Raw genomic sequence first — 19,987 nt, 5'->3', positions numbered from 1 at the left:
TTCAGTGTGCTCCCGTCACTGCTGCGTGCGCCTGGCTCGTTCCGAACGCGGAGAAGAGGTTGTCACGCACCGCGCTCATCGGCCACACCGGGGCATCGGATGCCGGCTCCAGGCCGGAGTTCCAGCCCCACGTGCCGGCTGCGTCGAGCGCCGCCTTGTCCTGCGTGATGAGCATGACCGGTGTCTGGTGGCTGGCGCCCGGGCGCGTGACCGAACTGTTGGGCTGGTGGTCGCCCATGGCCAGCACGACGAGGTTCGGGTCGTGGCTGTTCGTGACGAACTGCGTGAGGGACTGCATGGCGTACGCGACTGTGCGCGCGTAGATCACACGTGGGCTCGCCGTCGAGGCGACGGGGCCGGCGAACTCGGACCCATCGCCGATCGTGTTCCACGGGACCAGGGGCGGCGGCTGCGTCCATGGGAAGTGGCTGGACAGCGAGTCGATCTCGGCATACACCGGCTTGCGGTGCCCGGGCGAAAGCTCACGTTGCGCGAACGCATGGTAGATGAACTGGTCGGGCATCGTGGCGTAGCCGTACTGTTTGCCGTGGTAGCCGACGTTGAGCTTCGTGTACAGCGTGTCGTACCCGTAGAACGGCTCGCCCTGCTGCCACGGCCGGTCGGTGGACGGCACATCGAACACCGTGCGCCAACCGGCGTCGCCGAATGCGCTCGAGAGCGTGATGCGGTGCGCGGCCAAGAGCTGGTCGTAGCGGCGCTGGTTGTTCGCCCAGAGCCCCGCCTCGACGGTGGAGTGGGCCAGCCAGCTGCCGCCGCCGAACGTCGGCGAGTCCACCCATGCGCTGCGAGCGGAGAACCCGGCCGCCGATAGCTGCTTGTCGGATGTCGTCAGCGTGGAGCGAACCGTCGGCGCGAGCTGCGGGTCGTCCAGCGCCACACGCCCGTAGCTCTCCACGAACACCAGCAAGACGTCCTTGCCGGCGAGACCGGCGACGAGACTCGACGCCGGCACGGTGGCCGCCGGGTCGGTGTGGATTTCGCGCGCGAAGGTCGCCCGGTCGGCGAGGTCGTCGGGTGCGACCTGCGCCGTCTCCCACGCCATCCGGGCGGTGGCGTCGCTGGCGAGCACCGCCGTGTAGTACCCGTGCGGCCAGCCCACGCCGGTGGCCGCCAGGATCACCCACCCTGCCACCAGTGTCGCCAGAACCGGCACTGCCCGGGCGCGTTGTCGGCCCACGGCGTCGGCGACGCGCATCGACGCCCATGGCACGAGGACGAAGATTCCGACCGTCACGGCGATGGCGGCGGCGACGGCGAGCACCGCCACGACAGGACCGGCGATCGTGGCGAGCGATTCGGCGCCGTCGCGCAGGTACGACCAGTCGTCCACGATGTCGAACGGCCGCGTGAGCACGCCGCGAAAGCCCAGGTTCAGCCCGCGCAGCAGGACGATGGCGGCCAGCAGCACGCCGAAGACCAGGGCGACGACGCGCATCACCCTGCGCGGAAGGAACAGGGCGACAACCCCCAGCGCCAGGGCCTCGAGCGGCAGTCGCAGAAAGTCCTGGATGCCCCACGCGGAGTACTGGCCGGGCGACACCAGTGCCAGCCACAGCACGACGACGGCGATGATCGTCACGGTCGTACGACGCACCGAACCTTTTCGCGCTTCTCGCCGGCCCGCCTGGAGGTCCTGGTCGCTTTCACTCATGCATGCCTGCTTCCGTTCCGAGCCTCCACCGGCTGACACCCCTTAACGACACGGGCGAGCCGCAGAAAAGGTTCAATCGGTCAGAGGACGGGCGTGCCTATACGCGCCGTGCCACCAGCGCGAACTTGCGAATGCGACCGGACGCCATCCAGTCCCGCCACAGCCGATGTGACGCGAGAAGATCATCGGTGAATGTCGTGCCCAGCGACGCCGCGATGGAGTCGCGATTCGCCGTGAACTGCGCCAGCAGAGCCATCACCACACGCAGATGCGCCGGAGTGTGCTCCTGAACCGATACCGTGGCAAGCCCGGCGTCGGCCAGCACCGTGGTGAAATCGGCCAGCGGCACGGGCCACACGGTGTCGGCGTCCGGCGTCACAGCGATCTCGGCGGGTGTCAACGGCATCCCCTCTTCCAGAGTGCAGGCGAACCGGCCACCGCGCTCGAGCGCCGCGGCGGCTGCCGCCGCGAGTCCGCGCTTGTCGGGGAACGCCAGCACGGTCTCCAGCAGAAGTACGACGTCGAAAGTGCCGATAGGCAACGGCGGAACGGTGTGCACGGCATACGCGCACGGCAGTCCGCCGCCGCGTTCCCTGGCCAGCGCGACGGCCTCGGCATCCGCATCGACGCCGGTGTAGGCGCAACCGAACGTACGGACGATATGCCTGCCGGGGCCGCCGGTGCCGCAGCACGCATCCAGCACGCGCGGGTCAGCGTCGATGCCTGCGCTGCGGGCGAGGGCGAGGATGGCGTCGGCCGTCATAAAGCTCTCCTGGCCGACGAACTGGCCGGGCAGGTGCGCCGCCACCCGCGCATCGTGCAGGGCGGCGTCGACGTCGGCGCGTCGGTTCACAACGGCTCCCGGCGGAGGCACCGACGCCACAGCACACGACCTCGCGGCAGCGACATGACAACCAGTATCGCGCATCATCCATCGCGGCTCAGAGGACCCGCGGATGCGCTTCCGAGCCACGTAATCCTATGATGAGCACGTAGGCGCGAGACCCGAAAGCAACCGGAACTCATAATCCGAAGCCGGCCCCATGACGATCAGAACCGAGAGTCGAATCACAGTCGCCGCGAGCGTCAGTGACGTGTGGGCCTATCTGTGTGACGTCGGACGCTGGCCGGAGTGGGCGCCGACGGTGCTCGAATGCCGGATTCGCGGAGGCGGTACTTTGCGGCCGGGAGCGTGGGTGGACCAGCGGGCGAAGGACCTGGGGTTCAATCACTGCCGGCGTGAGCTCGTGACCGTCGTCGACCCACCAAGTGCCATGGCGTTCGCCGGCACGATGGGAACGTCAGTTGCCCGCTGGGGAATGGAATTCGAGCCGGAAGGCGACGGGCACACGAACGCGATGATGTGGGTCGAGGTCGATCTCGCCAACATCATGCGCGTCGCCCCCGGCCGTTCGCTCCACGGGCAGGTTCAGCGCGTGAGCGATATCGAGATGGCGGCGATCAAGGCCGCGGTCGAGTCCGACGTGCAGGCGGGCGCGGGGTCGCCGTGAGCCAGGCCGACCGGATCCGAGAGCGCCTGATCGCGACCTACCGCAAAAAGGCCAAGCATTACGACGTCACCTCCCGGCTCTACCCGGCGCCCGGCTACCCGCAGCAGGGGCAGCGCGTGCGGGCTGTGCACGCTCTCGGCCTCCGCGCAGGCGACACGGTGGTCGACATCGCTTGTGGCACAGGCCTGAACTTCGCGCTGGTCCAAGAGGCGATCGGTCCCGACGGCCGGATCGTCGGCGTCGATCTGACCGACGCCATGCTCGCCCGTGCCAGGGACCGGGTCGAGGCGAACGGCTGGACCAACGTCAGCCTCGTCCAGGCCGACGCCGCCGAGTTCGGCTTCCCTGGCAAGGTCGATGCGATCCTGTCCACCTACGCCCTCACGCAGGTGCCCGGGTGCGAGCAGGTCATCGCTCACGGCGCTGCGGCCCTCACCGGCGGCGGCCGCTGGGCGGTGCTCGATCTCAAGATCCCCGACTGGACGCCCGACTGGCTGTCGCGGTTGGGAACCGCCGTGGTGCCGACTTCCGCCTCCCTCGACGAGTGGATCGTGCGCCGTCCCTGGGAGACCATCCGCGCGGCCACGCGCGAAGCGCTGGCTGATCCCTCCTGGACGGAGCTGTTCTTCGGGACCGCATTCCTCGCCGGCGGGTCCGGCCGCGGACCCTCCGCCGACGCGACCGGAGGGCGCTGAATCGGCGAGTATGCCGCCACGTCACAGGGGGGATCCGGAGTCATGCGCGACGTGCGGGTAATCCCGAAATCGCCAAGTTCGACCTGATGTGGAGTGGATCCCGATGATCCTCTGGGTGGGCCCGGTGGGGCTCGAACCCACGACCCGCGGATTAAAAGTCCGATGCTCTGCCAACTGAGCTACAGGCCCATACCCGACTAATCTACCGTGAATTCGAAGCCGCTTCGTGCGCACCCGGTGCCGACGCAGGGCAGGCACGGCATCCGGACGCCCGAACGATTTCGAGTCCGCGCACGACGAGCGCAGAATGGAGTGCATGACGGAGCACTTCCACAAGCCGACGACCTTCCCGAGCGGGATGTTCGAAGCCTTCATGGGCGGTGAAGACCCTGCCCAGATCAGTCGCGTGGCGCATGAGACCGCTCACGCCCTGCTGAACCGCGTTCGCGCCGACCCGGATGCGCAGATCGTGGACCGGCTGGTCGAGTTCACCGACGCGCACGGCATCGACGCGATCGCCGAACTCTGGGCGCGGTCGAACGCGCGCAGCCTGCCCGGAGCCCTGTGGCGCATCTACCTGCTGAGACTCCTCATCCGTCAGGACCCGGTGGGCACGAGCTTCCTGTTCCAGCGCGGAAGCGAGATCGTCCCCACGATCGACCCTGTCGTGGCCGGCGCGTCCACGCCGACCGGGCCGGACGAGATCACCGAGCTGGCCGACCGCATCCTGCGCGGCCTGTTCGAGGGCGACTTCGCCGTGGCGCTCGACCGGGCTGCGGCCTTCTGCCGTGTGACGGCGGCCGGATGCGCATCCGTCGCCGACGACCAGGACGCGACCCAGCCCGAGCGGGCCAGCGAGCTCACCACGCGCGCGCTCCGGTTCTCGCGAACCGCCGAGGAGCTCACGTCGTGCGCCCGGCTCTGGCGGCACGAGTCGCTCGATTAGGCCACGACGGCACGCTGTGCCCGGATGCTCGGAGCATCCGTGTTCTCGGGCCGCGAACGCCACGCCGTGTGAGCATCCGGCGGCCTCGGGTACCATTGATGAAGCCGGGCCGCAGTAACCCCGGGCTCCAAAATTAGCCGCTCCGAGCGGCCTCGCGCCGAGAGGCGTTCTGCGGCCTGGCACTTTTTCGCCTGACGGGTACAGTCGTCGTGGTGTCCAGGCTTCGTCAGGGCGTTCTTGCCCGTCGAAGCCGGAACCTGTATTGCTGGAACTGTGCCGGAAGAGAGCGGGAACGACGTGACCGACGCCGAAGCCGTGTCACTCGACGACCTGTTGCGACTCACGGCCACCGGCGACCGGGACGCCTTCTCCGAGCTGTACGACCGCACGGCGGCGCGCGTCCTGGGACTCATCCGGCGTGTGCTGGTCGACCCGGCGCAGTCCGAGGAGGTGGCGCAGGAGGTCTTTCTCGAGGTCTGGCAATCCGCTTCCCGGTTCGATCCGAATAGGGGTCGAGCGCTGACGTGGATCATGACGATGGCGCACCGCCGTGCGATCGACCGGGTCCGTGCCGCGCAAGCCGCGCGCAACCGGGACACGGCGGTCGGGATCCGCGACATCCCCGTCGGCTTCGACCAGGTGGCGGAGACCGTCGAGGTGCGGGTGGAGCACGAAAGGGTGGAGGTGGCGATGGCCAAACTGTCCGACACCCAGCGCCAAGCCGTGATGCTCGCCTACTTCGGCGGGCTCAGTCAGAGCGAGGTGGCGGGGCAGCTCGGCATCCCTCTCGGCACAGCGAAAACTCGGCTCCGCGATGCGATGATACGGCTACGAGAGGAACTGGGGGTGACGTCATGAGCGACCGCGAAAACGGCACTCGACCGCGCCTCGGCTACGACCTCGGCGCCGACACCCCCGACGAGGCCAGCGATTTCGAAGACGTCGCCGCCCACCTCGGCCTCGCCGCCGAACCGGTGACGCCGCCGCCGTCCCTCAAGGCCGACCTGTTCGCCCAGCTGGCGTCCACCCCGCAGCTCGGTGCGGTTCCGGATGCGGTGCCCGCCGACATCGCGCCCGTCGCGCCCGCTGCGCCCGCGCCTGTGGAGACCCCTGCCGGGACCAAGGCGCGTGCGCGTTGGTTCTCGCGCCCGGTGGTGATCGTCTCCGCCGCCGCGGCCGCGATCGTCCTGTTCGTCGGCGGGGTATTGCTCGGCAGCACGATCGCCGGCAGCACGTCGTTCCAGGCGCAGCAGGCGGCCGCGCTCGCCACCATCAACGCAGCCCCCGACGTGCAGCATGCGACGGCCGACGTCGACGGCGGCGGAACGGCCACGCTGGTGTGGTCGGGAGAGCTGGGCAAGTCGGCGCTGGTCGCGAAGGACCTGCCCGTCCTCCCAGACGACAAGACCTACGAGCTCTGGTACCTGCGCGACGGCGCGGCCACCCCGGCCGGAACGATGAACGCGTCCGATTCGGGCGCCACCTGGCGGGTGCTCACCGGCACGATGTCGGCCGGCGACGCCGTCGGCGTCACCGTCGAGCCGCGCGGCGGCTCCGAACAGCCCACGACCAAGCCGATCGTCGCCATCGCGTCCTAGCCGGCCGCGCCCTCGCAGCCGGCCGTCTACGCAGTCGAGTCCGGACGTGATGGGTCGAAACGCGCGGTTTCGAACAATCACGTCCGGACTCGATGACGGGGGCGCCGGCGCGAGCGCGCGCAGCGCGCTGCGCGAGCGCGGGATCAGCCGAAGCGGCCGGAGACGTAGTCTTCCGTGGCCTGGACGCTCGGGTTCGAGAAGATCAGGTTCGTGTCGTTGTACTCGATCAGCTTGCCCGGCTTGCCGGTGCCCGCGATGTTGAAGAACGCGGTGCGGTCCGAGACGCGTGACGCCTGCTGCATGTTGTGGGTCACGATGACGATCGTGTAGTCGTTCTTCAACTCCTCGATGAGGTCCTCGATCGCGAGCGTGGAGATCGGGTCGAGGGCCGAGCACGGCTCGTCCATCAGCAGCACGTCGGGGGAGACCGCGATCGCGCGTGCGATGCAGAGTCGCTGCTGCTGGCCGCCCGAGATGCCGGAGCCCGGGAGCGACAGACGGTCCTTGACCTCGTTCCACAGGTTCGCTCCGCGCAGTGACGACTCCACCAGGTCGTCCGCCTCGGACTTCGACATGCGACGGTTGTTGAGCTTCACGCCGGCGAGGACGTTGTCGCGGATCGACATCGTCGGGAACGGGTTGGGACGCTGGAAGACCATGCCCACCTGGCGGCGGACCAGCACGGGGTCGACTCCGGGGCCGTAGAGGTTGTTCCCGTCGATCGCCACCTCGCCCTCGACGCGAGCGCCGGGGATCACCTCGTGCATCCGGTTCAGCGTGCGGAGGAACGTCGACTTTCCGCAGCCGGACGGCCCGATGAACGCCGTGACGGTGCGGGGCTCGATCGTGAGCGAGACGCCCTCGACCGCCAGGAAGCTGCTGTAGTAGACGTTGAGGTCGTTGACTTCGATGCGCTTGGACACGTGTTGGTTCCTTGGGTTCGGGAGGACGGGCGGATCAGCGGCCGTACTTGGGGGCGAAGGCTTTGGCGATGATGCGGGCGACGAGGTTGAGCAGCATCACGATGATGATCAGGGTGAGCGCGCCGGTCCAGGCGCGGTCGACCGAGGCCTGGGCGTGGAGGCCGGCCGCCTGCGTGTACTGCGTGTACACGAAGACCGGCAGCGTCATCATCCGGTCGGAGAGGAGGTCGTAGTTCATGCTCGTGGTGAAGCCGGCGACGATCAGCAGGGGCGCCGTCTCGCCGATCACACGCGCGATGGACAGCATGACGCCCGTCGTGAGGCCCGCAAGCGAGGTCGGCAGCACGATCTTGAGCACGGTCAGCCACTTCGGGACGCCGAGCGCGTACGAGGCCTCGCGCAGTTCGTTCGGCACGAGCCGCAGGATCTCCTCGCTCGAGCGCACGACGACCGGGATCATGAGCACCGAGAGGGCGATCGATCCCATGAAGCCGTTGCGCACGCCCGGCCCGAAGAACAGGGCGAACAGCGCGTAGGCGAACAGGCCGGCGACGATCGACGGGATGCCCGTCATGACGTCGACGAAGAAGGTGATGCCGCGGGCGAGCATCCCGCGCCCGTACTCGACGAGGTAGATGGAGGTGAGCAGGCCGATCGGCACGGAGATGATCGCCGCCATGAGGGTGATGAGCAGGGTGCCGATGATGGCGTGCAGCGCGCCGCCGCCGTCGCCGATCACGTTGCGCATCGACTCCGAGAAGAACGTGATGTCGAAGCGGGCGAGACCGCTGACGAGCACGGTCCAGGCGAGCGAGATCAGGGGGAGGAGCGCGATGATGAACGCGGTCGCGACCAGGGAGGTGACCAGGCGGTCCTTCGCCTTGCGGGTGCCTTCGACGAGCAGCGACGTGCAGTAGATCACGACGTCGAACAGCACGGTTCCGAAGAAGATCGCGCCGACGATGTTGAAGTCTTTGGTGGCTCCGCTGGCGGCGAGGATCGCGAAGACCCCGCCGAACACCACCCAGGAGCCGGCGAGCATCATCCACGCCGAGCCGCGGGGCAGCTTGCCTGCGGTCAGCGAGTTGGCCATCGGCCGGTTCAGCGTCGCTGTGGTCATCAGTTGGCTCCTGAGAAGTCTTTGCGGCGGTTGACGATGTAGCGGGCGAGCATGTTGATCAGCAGGGTCACCACGAAGAGCACGAGACCGGATGCGATGAGCGCGTTCACCGAGACGCCGGTGGCCTCCGGGAACTGCAGGGCGATGTTCGCGGCGATGGTGTTCGGGCTCTGCGCCTGAAGCACCGCGAACTTCACGATGAGCGCGGGGGAGAGGACCATCGCGATGGCGAGGGTCTCGCCGAGTGCGCGCCCGAGGCCGAGCATGATGGCCGAGATGATCCCGGAGCGGGCGAACGGCAGCACGGCCATCCGGACCATCTCCCAGCGGGTCGCGCCGAGCGCGAGCGCGGCCTCCTCGTGGAGGCGCGGCGTCTGGAGGAAGACCTCGCGGCAGATGGCCGTCATGATCGGGATGACCATCACGGCGAGCACGATCGCCGCGGTGAGGATCGTGCGGCCGGTGCCGGAGACGGGGGGCGCGAAGAGCGGGATCCAGCCGAGGTTCTCGCCGAGCCACACGTAGAACGGCTGGACGAAGATGGCGAGCGTCGCGATGCCCCAGAGGCCGAAGACGACCGACGGCACCGCTGCCAGGAGGTCGATGATGTAGCCGAGCGTCTGTGCGACGCGTCGCGGGGCGTAGTGCGAGATGAAGAGCGCGATGCCGATCGAGAGAGGCGTCGCGATGATGAGGGCGATGAGCGCCGCCCAGACGGTGCCGAAGACGAGCGGCCAGACGTAGGACCAGAAGTTCGGGGCGTCGTTGGGGAGTGTGCCCGGCTTCGCGAAGAGCGCCGGGATGCTCTGGATGATGAGGAAGATCGCGACGGCGGCGAGCACGCCCAGGATGAGGGACCCTGCCACGACGGTGCTGGTGGAGAAAACGCGATCGCCGAGGCGAACCTTCGCCTTCGGCTTGATGGCAGCTACTGCTGTTCCGGCAGTCATTCCTGTTTCTCTCATCGGGTTCGGGCTGTAAGCACCACTCGGCCTGGGCTCATTATCAGCCCAGGCCGAGCGGCGGAGGTACTACTTGATGGTCGCGACGGCCTTGCTGACCTTGGAGGACAGGTCGCTCGACAGCGGCGCCGATCCGGCCTGGTCGGCGGCGGCCTTCTGGGCGGCGTCGCTCACGATGTAGTCGACGTAGCCCTTGACGAGGTCGGCCTTGGCGGAGTCCTTGTACTCCTGGCAGGCGATCACGTAGCTGACCAGGACCAGCGGCCAGGCACCCTTGCTGGTGTCCTTGCGGTTGATCTGGATGGCCAGGTCGTTGGCTTCGCGGCCCGAGGCGATGGGCGACGCGGCGACGACAGCGGCTGCACCGTCGGCGCTGATCTTCTCGAAGTTGTCTCCGACCTTGAGCTGCGCGATGCTGAGGCCGGCCGAACCGGACTCGTCGATGTACGTGATCGAGTTCTTCGCGCCCTTGGTGGCGGTGGCGACACCCGAGGTGCCCTTGGCTGCGTCACCGACCTGGTAGGGGAACGTCTGGGCGGCGGGCTTCGTCCACACCTCGGGCGCGTTGGCCGCGAGGTAGTCGGTGAAGTTCTGCGTGGTGCCCGAGTCGTCGGAGCGGTGCACGACCGTGATGGGGGCCGAGGGGAGCGTGGCGCCGGAGTTGAGGGCCGCGATCTTCGGGTCGTTCCAGGTCTTGATGGCGCCGCTGAAGATGCCGGCGATGGTCGCGGCGTCGAGCTTCAGGTCGGTGAGGCCGTCGACGTTGTACGCGATGGCGATCGGGGAGATGTAGACCGGGAGGTCGATGCCCTTGGTGCCCGCGGCGCAACCGGCGAACGTGCCGGCGAGCTCGGTGTCCTTGAGGGCGGCGTCGGAGCCGGCGAAGTCGGCTGCACCCGAGATGAAGCTGGTGCGGCCTGCGCCGGAACCCTGCGGGTCGTAGTTGATGGTGACCTTGGGGTTGTCCTGCTGGAAGCCGGCGATCCAGGTGGTCTGGGCGGTGCCCTGGGCGGAGGAGCCGATGCCGTTCAACGTGCCGGAGAGGTTCGACGGAGCGGCCGTGGTGGTCGACGGGGTGCTGCCCTCGTTCGACGCACAGGCGGTGAGGGAAATGGCGGCGGCGGCCAGGATGGCCAGAGGAGCGCCAAAACGCTTGAGTTTCACAGTTGTCCCTTCCGGGGATCAGTAACAACAGGACGGGGTCGGTGCGACCCGCGCATGACGCTATTCCCGATGTCTGACCAGAGTCCCCCGCATTGGTAAACGGGAGGTTAACGAGGGGTGTGCTCTTGGAGTGGAACTGCGTGAAAACACTGCCCGGCGCTAGGTGACGGGAGCGTACGTCTCGATCGAGATGATGCCCGAGCTGGGGTTCGTCGCCGAGAGGTGCACGACGGAGAAGCCGCCGGTGTCGAGGTCGGCGGCGTCGTAGAGGTAGGCGCCCGGCATGGTGCCGGTGGCGAGTGCGATCTCCCGCATGATCTCGGGAAGCACCGGACCGTGGCTGCACAGCACGGCCGACTTGCGCGATCGCACGCGCTTGCCGACGATCTCGCGCACGCTCGCCTGTCCTTCTTCGTAGGCGTCCTGGCTGAGCCCGTGCTCCTTCTGCGGCTTGATGCCGGTGGCGGCCGCAAGAGGGGCGACCGTCGCGACGCAGCGGACCGCGTCGCTCGTGACGATGCGCCTCGGCTTCCACGCCTGCAGCGTCGGCACGTCGGCGAACACCTGCTTGATGCCGCGATCGGTGAGGGGTCGTGCGGCGTCGTCGGCGTTCCAGTCGCCGCGCGGCGCGGCCTTGCCGTGACGGAGGGCGACGAGTGCGAACGTCGAGGTGACGCCTGCGCGCACGAGCCGGGCGAACTCGTCGAGGATCTCGACGTCGCGCTCGTAGGTGAGGTAGCCGCGGGCCTTCTTGATGGTGACCCACTCGAGGGCGGCGATCTCGCCGTTCGGCACGAAGGTCGAACGCGCGATGGCCTTCTCGGTCACTTCGGCTGCCCAGTAGTGCACGATCTTGTCGCGTCCGCTCGCCAGCGGGTACGTGGAGACGCCGAGGGGCACTCCGAGGCCGACGACCAGTCCCGTCTCTTCCAGGATCTCGCGCACCGCGGTGCGCGGGAGCGTCTCGCCGGGGTCGACCTTGCCTTTGGGGATCGTCACGTCACCGTATTTGGTGCGATGCACGACGAGGACGACGATCTTCTCGTCCACGACACGCCAGCACACGGCGCCCGCGGCGTAGATGGCCGAGTTCACCGCCTGGTTCCAGTGCGGGTCGCGCGCGGACGATGGCTGATCTGCTGTATGAGCTTTTTCTGCAGGTCTTCGAGCGGCTGGCCGTTCTCGTCGAGGTTGTTGCGGATCCAGACGCCGTCGTGCCCGAGGGTCCACGCCGACGTGCGCTCGTCGAAGGCACGGTCGAAGAGCCAGTCGAGGTCGCGGAGGTGTTCGGGATCGACGAGGCGCACGAGCGCTTCGACGCGACGGTCGAGGTTGCGGTGCATCATGTCCGCGCTGCCGATGTAGACCTGGGGGTCGCCGTCGTTGACGAACGAGAAGATGCGCGAGTGCTCGAGGTACCGGCCGAGGATCGAGCGCACGCGGATGTTCGACGACAGCCCGGGCTGCCCCGGCTTCAGCCCGCAGATTCCGCGCACCCACAGATCGACGGGAACCCCCGCCTCGCTCGCCCGGTAGAGCGCGTCGATGATCGCCTCGTCGACGATCGAGTTCAGCTTGATCCGGATGCCCGAGGGCTTGCCGGCCTCGGCGTTGAGCGTCTCGGTCTGGATGCGCTTGAGGAGTCCTTTGCGCAGGTGCAGCGGAGCCACGAGCAGCCGCTTGAACTTCTTCTCGATCGCGTAGCCCGAGAGTTCGTTGAACAGGCGCGTGAGGTCTTTGCCCACCTGGTCGTCGGCGGTGAGGAGCCCCAGGTCTTCGTAGATGCGCGACGTCTTGGGGTTGTAGTTGCCGGTGCCGATGTGGCTGTAGTGCTTGAGCACGCCCTTCTCTTCGCGCACCACGAGCGCGAGCTTGCAGTGCGTCTTGAGGCCGACGAGCCCGTAGACGACATGCACACCCGCCTTCTCGAGCTTGCGCGCCCACGAGATGTTGTTCTGCTCGTCGAACCGCGCCTTGATCTCCACGAGGGCGAGCACCTGCTTGCCCGACTCGGCGGCGTCGATCAGTGCCTCGACGATGGGGCTGTCGCCCGACGTGCGGTAGAGCGTCTGCTTGATGGCGAGGACGTGCGGGTCGGCAGCGGCCTGCTCGAGGAACGCCTGCACGCTCGTCGCGAACGACTCGTACGGGTGGTGCAGCAGGATGTCCTGGCGCGCGACGGCCGCGAACACATCGGGTTTGGCGTTGGGCTCGCGCGGCATCAGCTGCGCAGGTGTGGTCGGGACGTGGTTGGGGTAATGCAGGTCGGGACGGTCGATCTTGGCCAGGACGAACAGACCGCCGAGGTCGAGGGGGGACGGGAGCCGGTACACCTCCTGCTCGGTCACGTCGAGTTCGCGCACCAGTAGTCCGAGGGTGACATCGTCCATGTCGTCGGTGACCTCGAGCCGGATGGGCGGCCCGAACCGACGGCGCAGCAGCTCGCGTTCGAGCGCCTGGATGAGGTTCTCGGTCTCGTCCTCGTCGACCTCCACGTCTTCGTTGCGGGTGACGCGGAACACATGGTGGTCGAGGATCTCCATGCCGGGGAACAGGTCGCCGAGGTGGTTGGCGATCAGGTCTTCGAGCGCCATGAATCGCATCTGGTCGACGGTCTCGCGCTGGTCGATGCGTACGAAGCGCGGGAGCATCTGCGGCACCTTGAGCCGGGCGAACTGCTCTTTGCCGGTGCGGGAGTTGCGCACGCGAACCGAGAGGTTGAGCGAAAGCCCCGATATATAGGGGAACGGGTGCGCCGGGTCGACGGCGAGCGGCATGAGCACCGGGAAGATCTGCTGCGAGAAGATGTCGCGCATCTGGGCGCGGTCGGCCTCGTCGAGGTCGGCCCAGGCCGCGACCGTGATTCCGGCCTCTTCGAGGGCGGGCAGCACCTCGTCGCGATAGACGGCCGCGTGGCGTGCCTGCAGTTCGTGCGCTTTCTCCGAGATGTCGGCCAGCACATCGGCCGGGGCGCGCCCGACGTTGGTCGGCACCGCGAGCCCGGTGGCGATGCGGCGCTTGAGGCCGGCCACGCGCACCATGAAGAACTCGTCGAGGTTGGTGGAGAAGATGGCGAGGAAGTTCGCGCGTTCCAGGACGGGGAGACTCGGATCTTCGGCGAGCTCCAGCACCCGCTGGTTGAACGCGAGCCAGCTGAGCTCGCGGTCGAGGTAGCGGTCTTCGGGCAGCGTGGGGTCGGGTTCGTAGACGAACGGCGCGAAGTCGTCGTCGAAGTCGCTGCCGAACGCGCCGCTCAGTCCGGTGTCGAGAAGGGTGTTGTCGCCGTCCATCCCAACATCATTGCACCCGGCGAAGGGCAGGGGCACCGCCTGGCGTTAACTGTGGATAAACGGATCGCACGGGTCGATCGTGCGCCGGTACTGCACGTCGATCGTGTGCTCGGCGAATCCCGCCGAACGGTATAGACGCACGGCCGCTGCGTTGTCGGCCTCGACATAGAGTCCGGCTCGTTCGCAGCCGCGATCCGCCAGGCGCGTGAGGCCGGCCTGCAGCAGCGCACGGCCCAGCCCGCGCCTGGCGACGTCGGCGTCGACGCCCAGCACGTAGATCTCGCCCTCCGATGCGCGCGGCTCCACCTTCACCCAGTCGTAGCCGACCAGGCGCCCGGATGCGTCGCGCAGCATCAGCACGTCGCCGGCGTCGAACCACGGCTCGGCCTGCCGCGCCTTCAGGTCGTCGACGCTCAGCCGCCCCTGTTCGGGATGCGTGTCGAAGATGCGGGCATTGAGTTCGACCCATTCCTCGTCGTCGGCCCCGACGTGCATGGAATCGAGGGTGAAACCGGCGGGAAGGGCATCCGGTGCCGTGTCGTGCGAAGAGGCGGGGTGCGAGGCGAGGGGCGCCTCGAGGTGCAGCAGAGTGCGGTCGAGCACGAACCCGTGACGTTCGGCCAGCCGTCGCGCCGCCGGGTGATCGCCGTGCGACCAGGCCGTGAGGTTTCCGCGCGCGGTGGCGAGCAGCCCCCGCACGGCGAGCTCGCCGAACCCTTTGCCGCGGTACAGCGGATCGATCACGAAGTCGAGCTCGCCGCGTCCGAGGATGGCCGCGCCGACCGGACGGTCCAGCGGTGTCTCGGACTCGCGTGGCCACAGGGTGACCACGATCGGCGAGCGGCGGCCCGACTCCACGTCGAGTCTGGCCTGCTCGTTGAACGGGTCGTAGCCGTCGACGTCGATCGCCGCCTCCGCTACATCGAAGAACGCGGCTCGTTGCCCCGGATCGCGGAAGTCAGGGACGGAGAGGCGTAGGGAGTCGCTCATTGTCCTCTTCGTACACATTGAAGCGGTACCCCACGTTGCGCACCGTTCCGATCAGCGATTCGAGGTCGCCGAGCTTGGCGCGCAGCCGCCTCACGTGGACGTCGACGGTACGGGTGCCGCCGAAGTAGTCGTAGCCCCAGACCTCGCTGAGCAGCTGCTCGCGGGTGAACACGCGCGACGGATGCGTGGCGAAGAACCGCAGGAGCTCGAACTCCTTGAAGGTCAGGTCGAGCTGCCGCCCGTGAGCCTTGGCCGAATAGCTGGCCTCGTCGATCGTGACCCCGGACGCCTGGATCTTGGTCTGCGAGTGCTCCTGGGTCTGGCGACCGATCGCGAGCCGGATGCGGGCATCCACTTCGGCAGGACCCGCCGACTCGAGCACCACGTCGTTGACGCCCCAGTCGGCACTGACCGCCGTGAGTCCGCCTTCGGTGAGCACCAGGAGCAGCGGCACCGTGATGCCGGTGGTGGTGAGGATCTTGCACAGCGATTTGGCGCTGGCCAGGTCGCGCCGGGCATCCACGAAGATCAGGTCGCAACTCGGCGCGTTGACCAGCGCGGCGGGCTCAGCCGGGATCTGCCGGGTGCGATGGCTCAGCAGTGCGAGCGATGGCAGCACCTCCGCGTCGGGCGCAGAGGTGAGAATCAACAACTGCGCCACTCAAGCCTCCTGAACGTGCTGTGCCGCAATGCTACCGGAAATGCAATACCGCCCATCTCCTCCGCTTCCACCCGTGCGGTGGGGGCAGAATGGGGGAGTGACCGAAACGACTCCCGCCCCCGGCGACCAGCCCCGCCTGTCCCGTGGGGCGCGCTTCGGCAGTGTCGGCGCGATCTGGCTGCTCGCGCTCGTCTTCGCCATCCTCATCGCCGTCGTATCGCAGAAGGAGCAGTACGCTACCTGGCTGTCGCTCGCGCTCGCCGGCTGCGTGCTCGGTGCGCTGGTCGCCCAGCTCGCGACCCAGCAGAAAGACGGATTCGTCGATCGCCTGGCCGCGAGCGTCGCCGGCGCCTTCGTCGTGCTGGGCGTGACCGGGGGCATCCTGGCCCTCGTGGCGGCCGCGCAGTAGGTAGACTCGTCACCATGCTCGTTGCCCTCGAACTCTTCTTCGTCGGACTACTCGCACTGGCGTCGCTCGCCATCGCGGGTGTCTCCGTGGTCGTCGTCTACAACCTCTTCCGAGGGCAGCGCTAGGAGCGTCACGGTTCGATGATCGAGATCCCGACCGACCTTCCCGCCGAACTCGTCCCCCTCTCCTGGCTCCTGGGTGTGTGGGAGGGAACGGGCGTGCTCGACTACGCCGTCGGCGAGGAGCACACGCAGCTCGAATTCGGGCAGCGCGCGAGCTTCAGCCACGACGGCCAGCCGTACCTCAACTACACGTCGTCGACGTGGGTCCTCGACGACGCCCACACCCCGCTCGCGGCAGAGACCGGCTACTGGCGGCTCAGCCGCAAGCTGATCGAAGGCGACTCGGGCCCGGCGATGCTGCCGGGCGTCGGATCCCAGCCGTTCACCACCGCGCAGTCGGTCGAGGCGCTGCGCAATTCGCACGGCGGCTTCGACATCGACGTCGCGATGATCCACCCCGACGGGGTCTCGGAGATCTACCTCGGCCAGGTCGCGGGACCGCGTATCGACCTGACGACCGACGCGGTGCTCCGCACGGCCGGCGCCAAGGAATACACCGCCGCCACGCGCCTGTACGGCCTGGTGGAGAACCACCTGCTCTGGGCCTGGGACATCGCCGCGCTCGGCCAGGAGCTGCGCACGCATGCTTCGGCCCGTCTGGCCAAGGCCGAGTGATGGCCTCCACCGTCTCGCCCTTCCTGTCGTTGCCCGGTGCCGTCGACACGGCCGGGATCGGAGTCGGCTCCGCCGGGTCCGCCGCCGGTTCCGGACGCGACGCCGGCATCCCCGCGCACTACGGCAACCCGCTCGGCGAGCAGCGCGCGCTCGTCGAAGGCGGCGCGATCGTCGACCTCTCCGACCGCTCCGTCCTCACGATCACCGGTCCCGACCGGCTCAGCTGGCTGAACTCGCTCACCAGTCAGAGCCTGCTCGGCCTGCAGCCGGGAGAGTCGACGGAGACCCTCCTGCTCGACGTGACCGGCCGACTCGAATACGCCGTGCGCCTGCTCGACGACGGCGAGGCCCTCTGGATGCTCGTCGAACACGACGAAGCGCAGGGACTGCTCGCCTGGCTCGACCGGATGCGCTTCATGCTGCGCGTCGAACTCGCCGACCGCACGGCCGACCTCGCCACCATCGGCACCCTCGGCGAACCGGCGCTGCCGATCGCGGCGCCCAACGGCGTGCCCCTCATCTGGCGCGACCCCTGGCACGCGGTCACTCCCGGCGGCCATCAGTACGCCCAGGGCGAGCATCCGGGAGCCTCGTGGTCGTACAGCGAGCGGCTCGTGCCACGGGATGCGCTCCCCTCGCTGGTCACGCGCGTCGCCTCGGGCGAGTTCCCGGCCGCCGGTCTGCTCGCACTCGAGGCGCTCCGCATCGCCGCCTGGCGCCCGCGGTTCGCCACCGAGGTGGACGAGAAGACCATCCCGCACGAACTCGACTGGCTCCGCACGGCCGTGCACCTGACGAAGGGCTGCTACCGCGGCCAGGAGACGGTGGCGAAGGTGCACAACCTCGGCCACCCGCCGCGCCGCCTCGTCATGCTGCACCTCGACGGCTCGGAGGGCGTGCATCCGGCCCGCGGTGCCGTGGTTTCGCTCGACGGCCGCGACGTCGGGCTGGTGACGTCGAGCGCGCTGCACTACGAGCTCGGCCCGATCGCGCTCGCCGTCGTGAAGCGGTCGACGGATGCGGGCGCCACCCTCACGGTCGACGCCGACGGCACGCTGGTGGCCGCCGCACAGGAGATCGTGGTGCCCCCGGAGGCCGGGGCCGAAGCACACGTTCCGCGCCTGCCGCGCCTCGGCGCGGTCACGCGCCAGCCGCGCGCCTGAGTGGCGCGCCGCGCGGCGCCCCGCGCCGACCGCTGCGCGTCAGCGCCAGACGAAACCGGCCGGCGCGACGGCCGCCCAGTCGACGGTGAGCTCGCCGAGCCGCCAGCGCGCCTTGCTCGCGCGCACCGGCCAGCCCGTGTCGCGCATCCCCTGCGCCACGGCGATCCAGCGCTGCGTCGGACCGTAGGCCGCGAGCGGCGAATGCACCCGCCACAGCCGGTCGAGGTCGCGCATGAGCTCGTGCACCGGCTCGCCGGGGACGTTCCGGTGGATCAGCACCTTCGGCAGGCGCTCGGCGACCACCGACGGCAGTTCCAGCCCGGCCAGCCGCAGGGAGATCGTGAGATGCCGCGGACCGTCGGCGGACACATCCACCCAGCTCGCGATGCGCCCGATCTCGTCGCAGGTCCCGTCGACGAGCATCCCGTCCGGCTGCAGGCGGGTCACGAGGCGACGCCAGGCAGGGACGACCTCCGGCTCGTCGTACTGACGGAGGACGTTGAACGCCCGGATGATCGCGGCTCGCCGGTCACCCGGAAGCGGCACTTCGAACCCGCCGAGCGCGAAGCCGATCCGGGCATCCGGAGCGAACCCTGTGCCGCCCGCACGAACGATCGCCAGCTGGTCGAGAGCCGTGCGCAACCGGCCGGGCTCGATCTCGAGACCGAGCACCTCCACATCCGGTCGCGCCTTCGCCAGGCGCTGGTGCAGTTCGAGAGCCGTGACCCCGCTCGCCCCGTAGCCGAGGTCGACCACGAGCGGGTCGGATGCACGGCGCAGCACCGGCGACGACGCGATCCACCGGTCGACGCGGCGGAGTCGATTCGTGTTGGTGGTACCACGGGTGACCGTGCCGATCACGCCTGCCGATGCCATACGACCAGTCTCCCAAACCCCGATAGATTAGAAGGCATGTCCGCGCCTTACACACTGATCCTCCTCCGCCACGGCCAGAGCACCTGGAACGAGAAGAACCTGTTCACCGGCTGGGTGGATGTCCGTCTGAGCGAGCAGGGCGTCGCCGAAGCAACGCGCGCGGGCGAGCTGCTCGCCGAGTCCGGCCTGCGCCCCGACATCCTCTACACCTCGGTGCTCACCCGCGCGATCCAGACCGCCAACCTCGCCCTCGAGGTCGCCGACCGGCTCTGGATCGACGTCAAGCGCTCCTGGCGTCTGAACGAGCGTCACTACGGCGCGCTGCAGGGGCTCGACAAGGCAGAGACGCTCGAGAAGTTCGGTCCGGAGCAGTTCCAGCTGTGGCGCCGGTCGTTCGACGTTCCGCCGCCGCCGCTGTCCGACGACAGCGAGTGGTCGCAGGCGCACGATCCGCGTTACGCGGACCTCGGCGACCTGCTGCCCCGCACCGAGTGCCTCAAAGACGTGATCGACCGGATGCTGCCCTACTGGGAGTCCGACATCACCGGCGACCTCGCGGCGGGCAAGACGGTGCTTGTCACCGCGCACGGCAATTCGCTGCGCGCACTGGTGAAGCACCTCGACGGAATCTCCGACGACGCCATCGCCGAGCTCAACATCCCGACGGGCATCCCGCTGGTCTACCGGCTCGACGAGGACTTCGTTCCGATCGCCCCCGGCGAATACCTCGACCCGGAGGCCGCCGCCGCCGGTGCCGCAGCGGTCGCCGCGCAGGGCACCAAGTAGCCACGAACCGTTTCGTCGTCGTCGCGTTCCTCACGGAGCGCGGCGACGACCTGTTTCCGGCGTCCGACTGGCCTCTGCACGTCACGCTCGTGCCGCCGTTCGAGACCGAGCTGACTCCGGATGCCGTGGTCGCGTCGTTCCCGCCGGCCCGGCCGGTCACCGTGACAGCCGGGGACGAAGCGCTGCTCGGAGCCGGGCATACGGTGCCCGTCACGCTCATCCGGCCCGCGGACGACTTGCTCGCCCTGCATGCCGCGCTGATCGACGCTCTCGAATCCGCCGGCGTCCGCGTCGCCGACCAGCGCCACATCCGCGCCGGCTACCGCCCTCACGCGACCGCTCAGCGCAGCGCGCGCCTCCGGCCCGGCGAGACGTTCACGATCGGCGAGCTCGCGCTCGTCGACCGCTCGCCGGCCGGCGCCCGCGGCTCGCGCCGCGTCGCCGCGCGCGTCCCGCTCACCGGCTGAGCCGTCGCCCTGAGCCG

21 protein-coding genes and 1 tRNA gene are annotated in these 19,987 nt (G+C 68.8%); 10 read left to right on the top strand and 12 right to left on the bottom strand.

All coding sequences use genetic code 11. From position 1 onward, the window contains the following. Position 1 precedes the first annotated feature (1 nt). Together ACFVV5_RS18885 and ACFVV5_RS18880 are read right to left on the bottom strand one after the other, a co-directional pair. Positions 2–1,672 (bottom strand): CDP-alcohol phosphatidyltransferase, encoded by a 1,671-nt coding sequence (locus tag ACFVV5_RS18885; RefSeq protein WP_387247199.1) that lies wholly within the window; start codon positions 1,670–1,672, stop codon positions 2–4. A gap of 97 nt (positions 1,673–1,769) precedes the next feature. Further along, positions 1,770–2,525 carry a class I SAM-dependent methyltransferase gene (locus tag ACFVV5_RS18880; RefSeq protein WP_387247197.1) on the bottom strand — a complete coding sequence of 252 codons (756 nt, stop codon included), beginning with the start codon at positions 2,523–2,525 and terminating at the stop codon, positions 1,770–1,772. Positions 2,526–2,715: 190 nt separating this feature from the next. Here ACFVV5_RS18880 and ACFVV5_RS18875 point away from each other — a divergent pair, with 190 nt between their 5' ends. Both ACFVV5_RS18875 and ACFVV5_RS18870 read left to right on the top strand, forming a co-directional pair. Continuing rightward, positions 2,716–3,183 carry an SRPBCC family protein gene (locus ACFVV5_RS18875; RefSeq protein WP_387247195.1) on the top strand — a complete coding sequence of 156 codons (468 nt, stop codon included), beginning with the start codon at positions 2,716–2,718 and terminating at the stop codon, positions 3,181–3,183. Further along, positions 3,180–3,878 (top strand): class I SAM-dependent methyltransferase, encoded by a 699-nt coding sequence (locus ACFVV5_RS18870; RefSeq protein WP_387247193.1) that lies wholly within the window; start codon positions 3,180–3,182, stop codon positions 3,876–3,878. Before ACFVV5_RS18875 ends, ACFVV5_RS18870 begins: the two co-directional genes overlap by 4 nt. A 116-nt stretch (positions 3,879–3,994) precedes the next feature. On the opposite strand, the gene ACFVV5_RS18865 is transcribed toward ACFVV5_RS18870, so the two are convergent. Beyond that, a tRNA-Lys gene (locus ACFVV5_RS18865) sits at positions 3,995–4,067 on the bottom strand. A 127-nt stretch (positions 4,068–4,194) separates the two neighbouring features. Here ACFVV5_RS18865 and ACFVV5_RS18860 point away from each other — a divergent pair. The 3 genes from ACFVV5_RS18860 (at position 4,195) to ACFVV5_RS18850 (ending at position 6,422) form a co-directional block, all read left to right on the top strand. After that, complete coding sequence (locus tag ACFVV5_RS18860; protein WP_387247191.1) at positions 4,195–4,824, top strand: DNA-directed RNA polymerase subunit beta; 630 nt, start codon at positions 4,195–4,197, stop codon at positions 4,822–4,824. A gap of 297 nt (positions 4,825–5,121) precedes the next feature. Then, positions 5,122–5,682, top strand: coding sequence for a sigma-70 family RNA polymerase sigma factor (locus ACFVV5_RS18855; protein WP_387247189.1), 561 nt, complete (start codon positions 5,122–5,124; stop codon positions 5,680–5,682). Further along, positions 5,679–6,422, top strand: a complete 744-nt coding sequence (locus ACFVV5_RS18850; RefSeq protein WP_387247187.1) for an anti-sigma factor domain-containing protein — start codon at positions 5,679–5,681, stop codon at positions 6,420–6,422. Before ACFVV5_RS18855 ends, ACFVV5_RS18850 begins: the two co-directional genes overlap by 4 nt. Positions 6,423–6,565: 143 nt before the next feature. On the opposite strand, the gene pstB is transcribed toward ACFVV5_RS18850, so the two are convergent. The 8 genes from pstB to ACFVV5_RS18810 form a co-directional block, all read right to left on the bottom strand. Next, positions 6,566–7,345, bottom strand: coding sequence for a phosphate ABC transporter ATP-binding protein PstB (gene pstB / locus ACFVV5_RS18845; protein WP_387247185.1), 780 nt, complete (start codon positions 7,343–7,345; stop codon positions 6,566–6,568). Between the two features lie 34 nt (positions 7,346–7,379). Beyond that, a complete protein-coding gene (gene pstA, locus ACFVV5_RS18840; protein ID WP_387247183.1) occupies positions 7,380–8,465 on the bottom strand; it encodes a phosphate ABC transporter permease PstA in 1,086 nt (361 codons plus the stop codon). After that, the gene (pstC, locus tag ACFVV5_RS18835; protein ID WP_387247181.1) at positions 8,465–9,415 is read right to left on the bottom strand and encodes a phosphate ABC transporter permease subunit PstC; all 951 of its coding nucleotides are present in this window, start codon (positions 9,413–9,415) and stop codon (positions 8,465–8,467) included. The genes pstA and pstC overlap by 1 nt, the downstream gene beginning before the upstream one ends. A gap of 81 nt (positions 9,416–9,496) precedes the next feature. Beyond that, positions 9,497–10,591 carry a phosphate ABC transporter substrate-binding protein PstS gene (gene pstS / locus ACFVV5_RS18830; protein ID WP_387247179.1) on the bottom strand — a complete coding sequence of 365 codons (1,095 nt, stop codon included), beginning with the start codon at positions 10,589–10,591 and terminating at the stop codon, positions 9,497–9,499. A 159-nt stretch (positions 10,592–10,750) separates the two neighbouring features. Beyond that, a complete protein-coding gene (locus ACFVV5_RS18825) occupies positions 10,751–11,686 on the bottom strand; it encodes an NUDIX domain-containing protein (RefSeq protein ID WP_387247177.1) in 936 nt (311 codons plus the stop codon). Further along, positions 11,683–13,881, bottom strand: a complete 2,199-nt coding sequence (locus ACFVV5_RS18820) for an RNA degradosome polyphosphate kinase (RefSeq protein ID WP_387247175.1) — start codon at positions 13,879–13,881, stop codon at positions 11,683–11,685. The genes ACFVV5_RS18825 and ACFVV5_RS18820 overlap by 4 nt, the downstream gene beginning before the upstream one ends. A gap of 45 nt (positions 13,882–13,926) precedes the next feature. After that, positions 13,927–14,871 carry a mycothiol synthase gene (mshD, locus tag ACFVV5_RS18815; RefSeq protein WP_387247173.1) on the bottom strand — a complete coding sequence of 315 codons (945 nt, stop codon included), beginning with the start codon at positions 14,869–14,871 and terminating at the stop codon, positions 13,927–13,929. Further along, on the bottom strand, positions 14,840–15,532 hold the full coding sequence (locus tag ACFVV5_RS18810; protein WP_387247171.1) for a DNA-binding response regulator: 693 nt from the start codon (positions 15,530–15,532) through the stop codon (positions 14,840–14,842). Before ACFVV5_RS18810 ends, mshD begins: the two co-directional genes overlap by 32 nt. Before the next feature lie 97 nt (positions 15,533–15,629). On the opposite strand from ACFVV5_RS18810, the gene ACFVV5_RS18805 reads away from it, so the two are divergent. The 3 genes from ACFVV5_RS18805 to ACFVV5_RS18795 all read left to right on the top strand — a co-directional run bounded on the left by ACFVV5_RS18805 (position 15,630) and on the right by ACFVV5_RS18795 (position 17,841). After that, positions 15,630–15,941, top strand: a complete 312-nt coding sequence (locus tag ACFVV5_RS18805) for a hypothetical protein (RefSeq protein WP_387247169.1) — start codon at positions 15,630–15,632, stop codon at positions 15,939–15,941. A gap of 140 nt (positions 15,942–16,081) precedes the next feature. Continuing rightward, complete coding sequence (locus tag ACFVV5_RS18800) at positions 16,082–16,678, top strand: FABP family protein (RefSeq protein WP_387247167.1); 597 nt, start codon at positions 16,082–16,084, stop codon at positions 16,676–16,678. Beyond that, positions 16,678–17,841 carry a YgfZ/GcvT domain-containing protein gene (locus ACFVV5_RS18795; RefSeq protein WP_387247165.1) on the top strand — a complete coding sequence of 388 codons (1,164 nt, stop codon included), beginning with the start codon at positions 16,678–16,680 and terminating at the stop codon, positions 17,839–17,841. The genes ACFVV5_RS18800 and ACFVV5_RS18795 overlap by 1 nt, the downstream gene beginning before the upstream one ends. Before the next feature lie 39 nt (positions 17,842–17,880). Here the strand turns inward: ACFVV5_RS18795 and ACFVV5_RS18790 are convergent, their stop codons facing one another. Beyond that, complete coding sequence (locus tag ACFVV5_RS18790) at positions 17,881–18,717, bottom strand: class I SAM-dependent methyltransferase (RefSeq protein ID WP_387247163.1); 837 nt, start codon at positions 18,715–18,717, stop codon at positions 17,881–17,883. Positions 18,718–18,753: 36 nt separating this feature from the next. On the opposite strand from ACFVV5_RS18790, the gene ACFVV5_RS18785 reads away from it, so the two are divergent. After that, positions 18,754–19,503, top strand: coding sequence for a phosphoglyceromutase (locus ACFVV5_RS18785; protein ID WP_387247161.1), 750 nt, complete (start codon positions 18,754–18,756; stop codon positions 19,501–19,503). Positions 19,504–19,553: 50 nt separating this feature from the next. Next, positions 19,554–19,970, top strand: coding sequence for a 2'-5' RNA ligase family protein (locus tag ACFVV5_RS18780; RefSeq protein ID WP_387247251.1), 417 nt, complete (start codon positions 19,554–19,556; stop codon positions 19,968–19,970). Positions 19,971–19,987 lie beyond the last annotated feature (17 nt).

The sequence above is a fragment of the Leifsonia sp. NPDC058248 genome (assembly GCF_042881905.1).
Taxonomy (GTDB): Bacteria; Actinomycetota; Actinomycetes; order Actinomycetales; family Microbacteriaceae; genus Leifsonia.
This window is presented reverse-complemented; position numbering and strand designations above follow the sequence as displayed.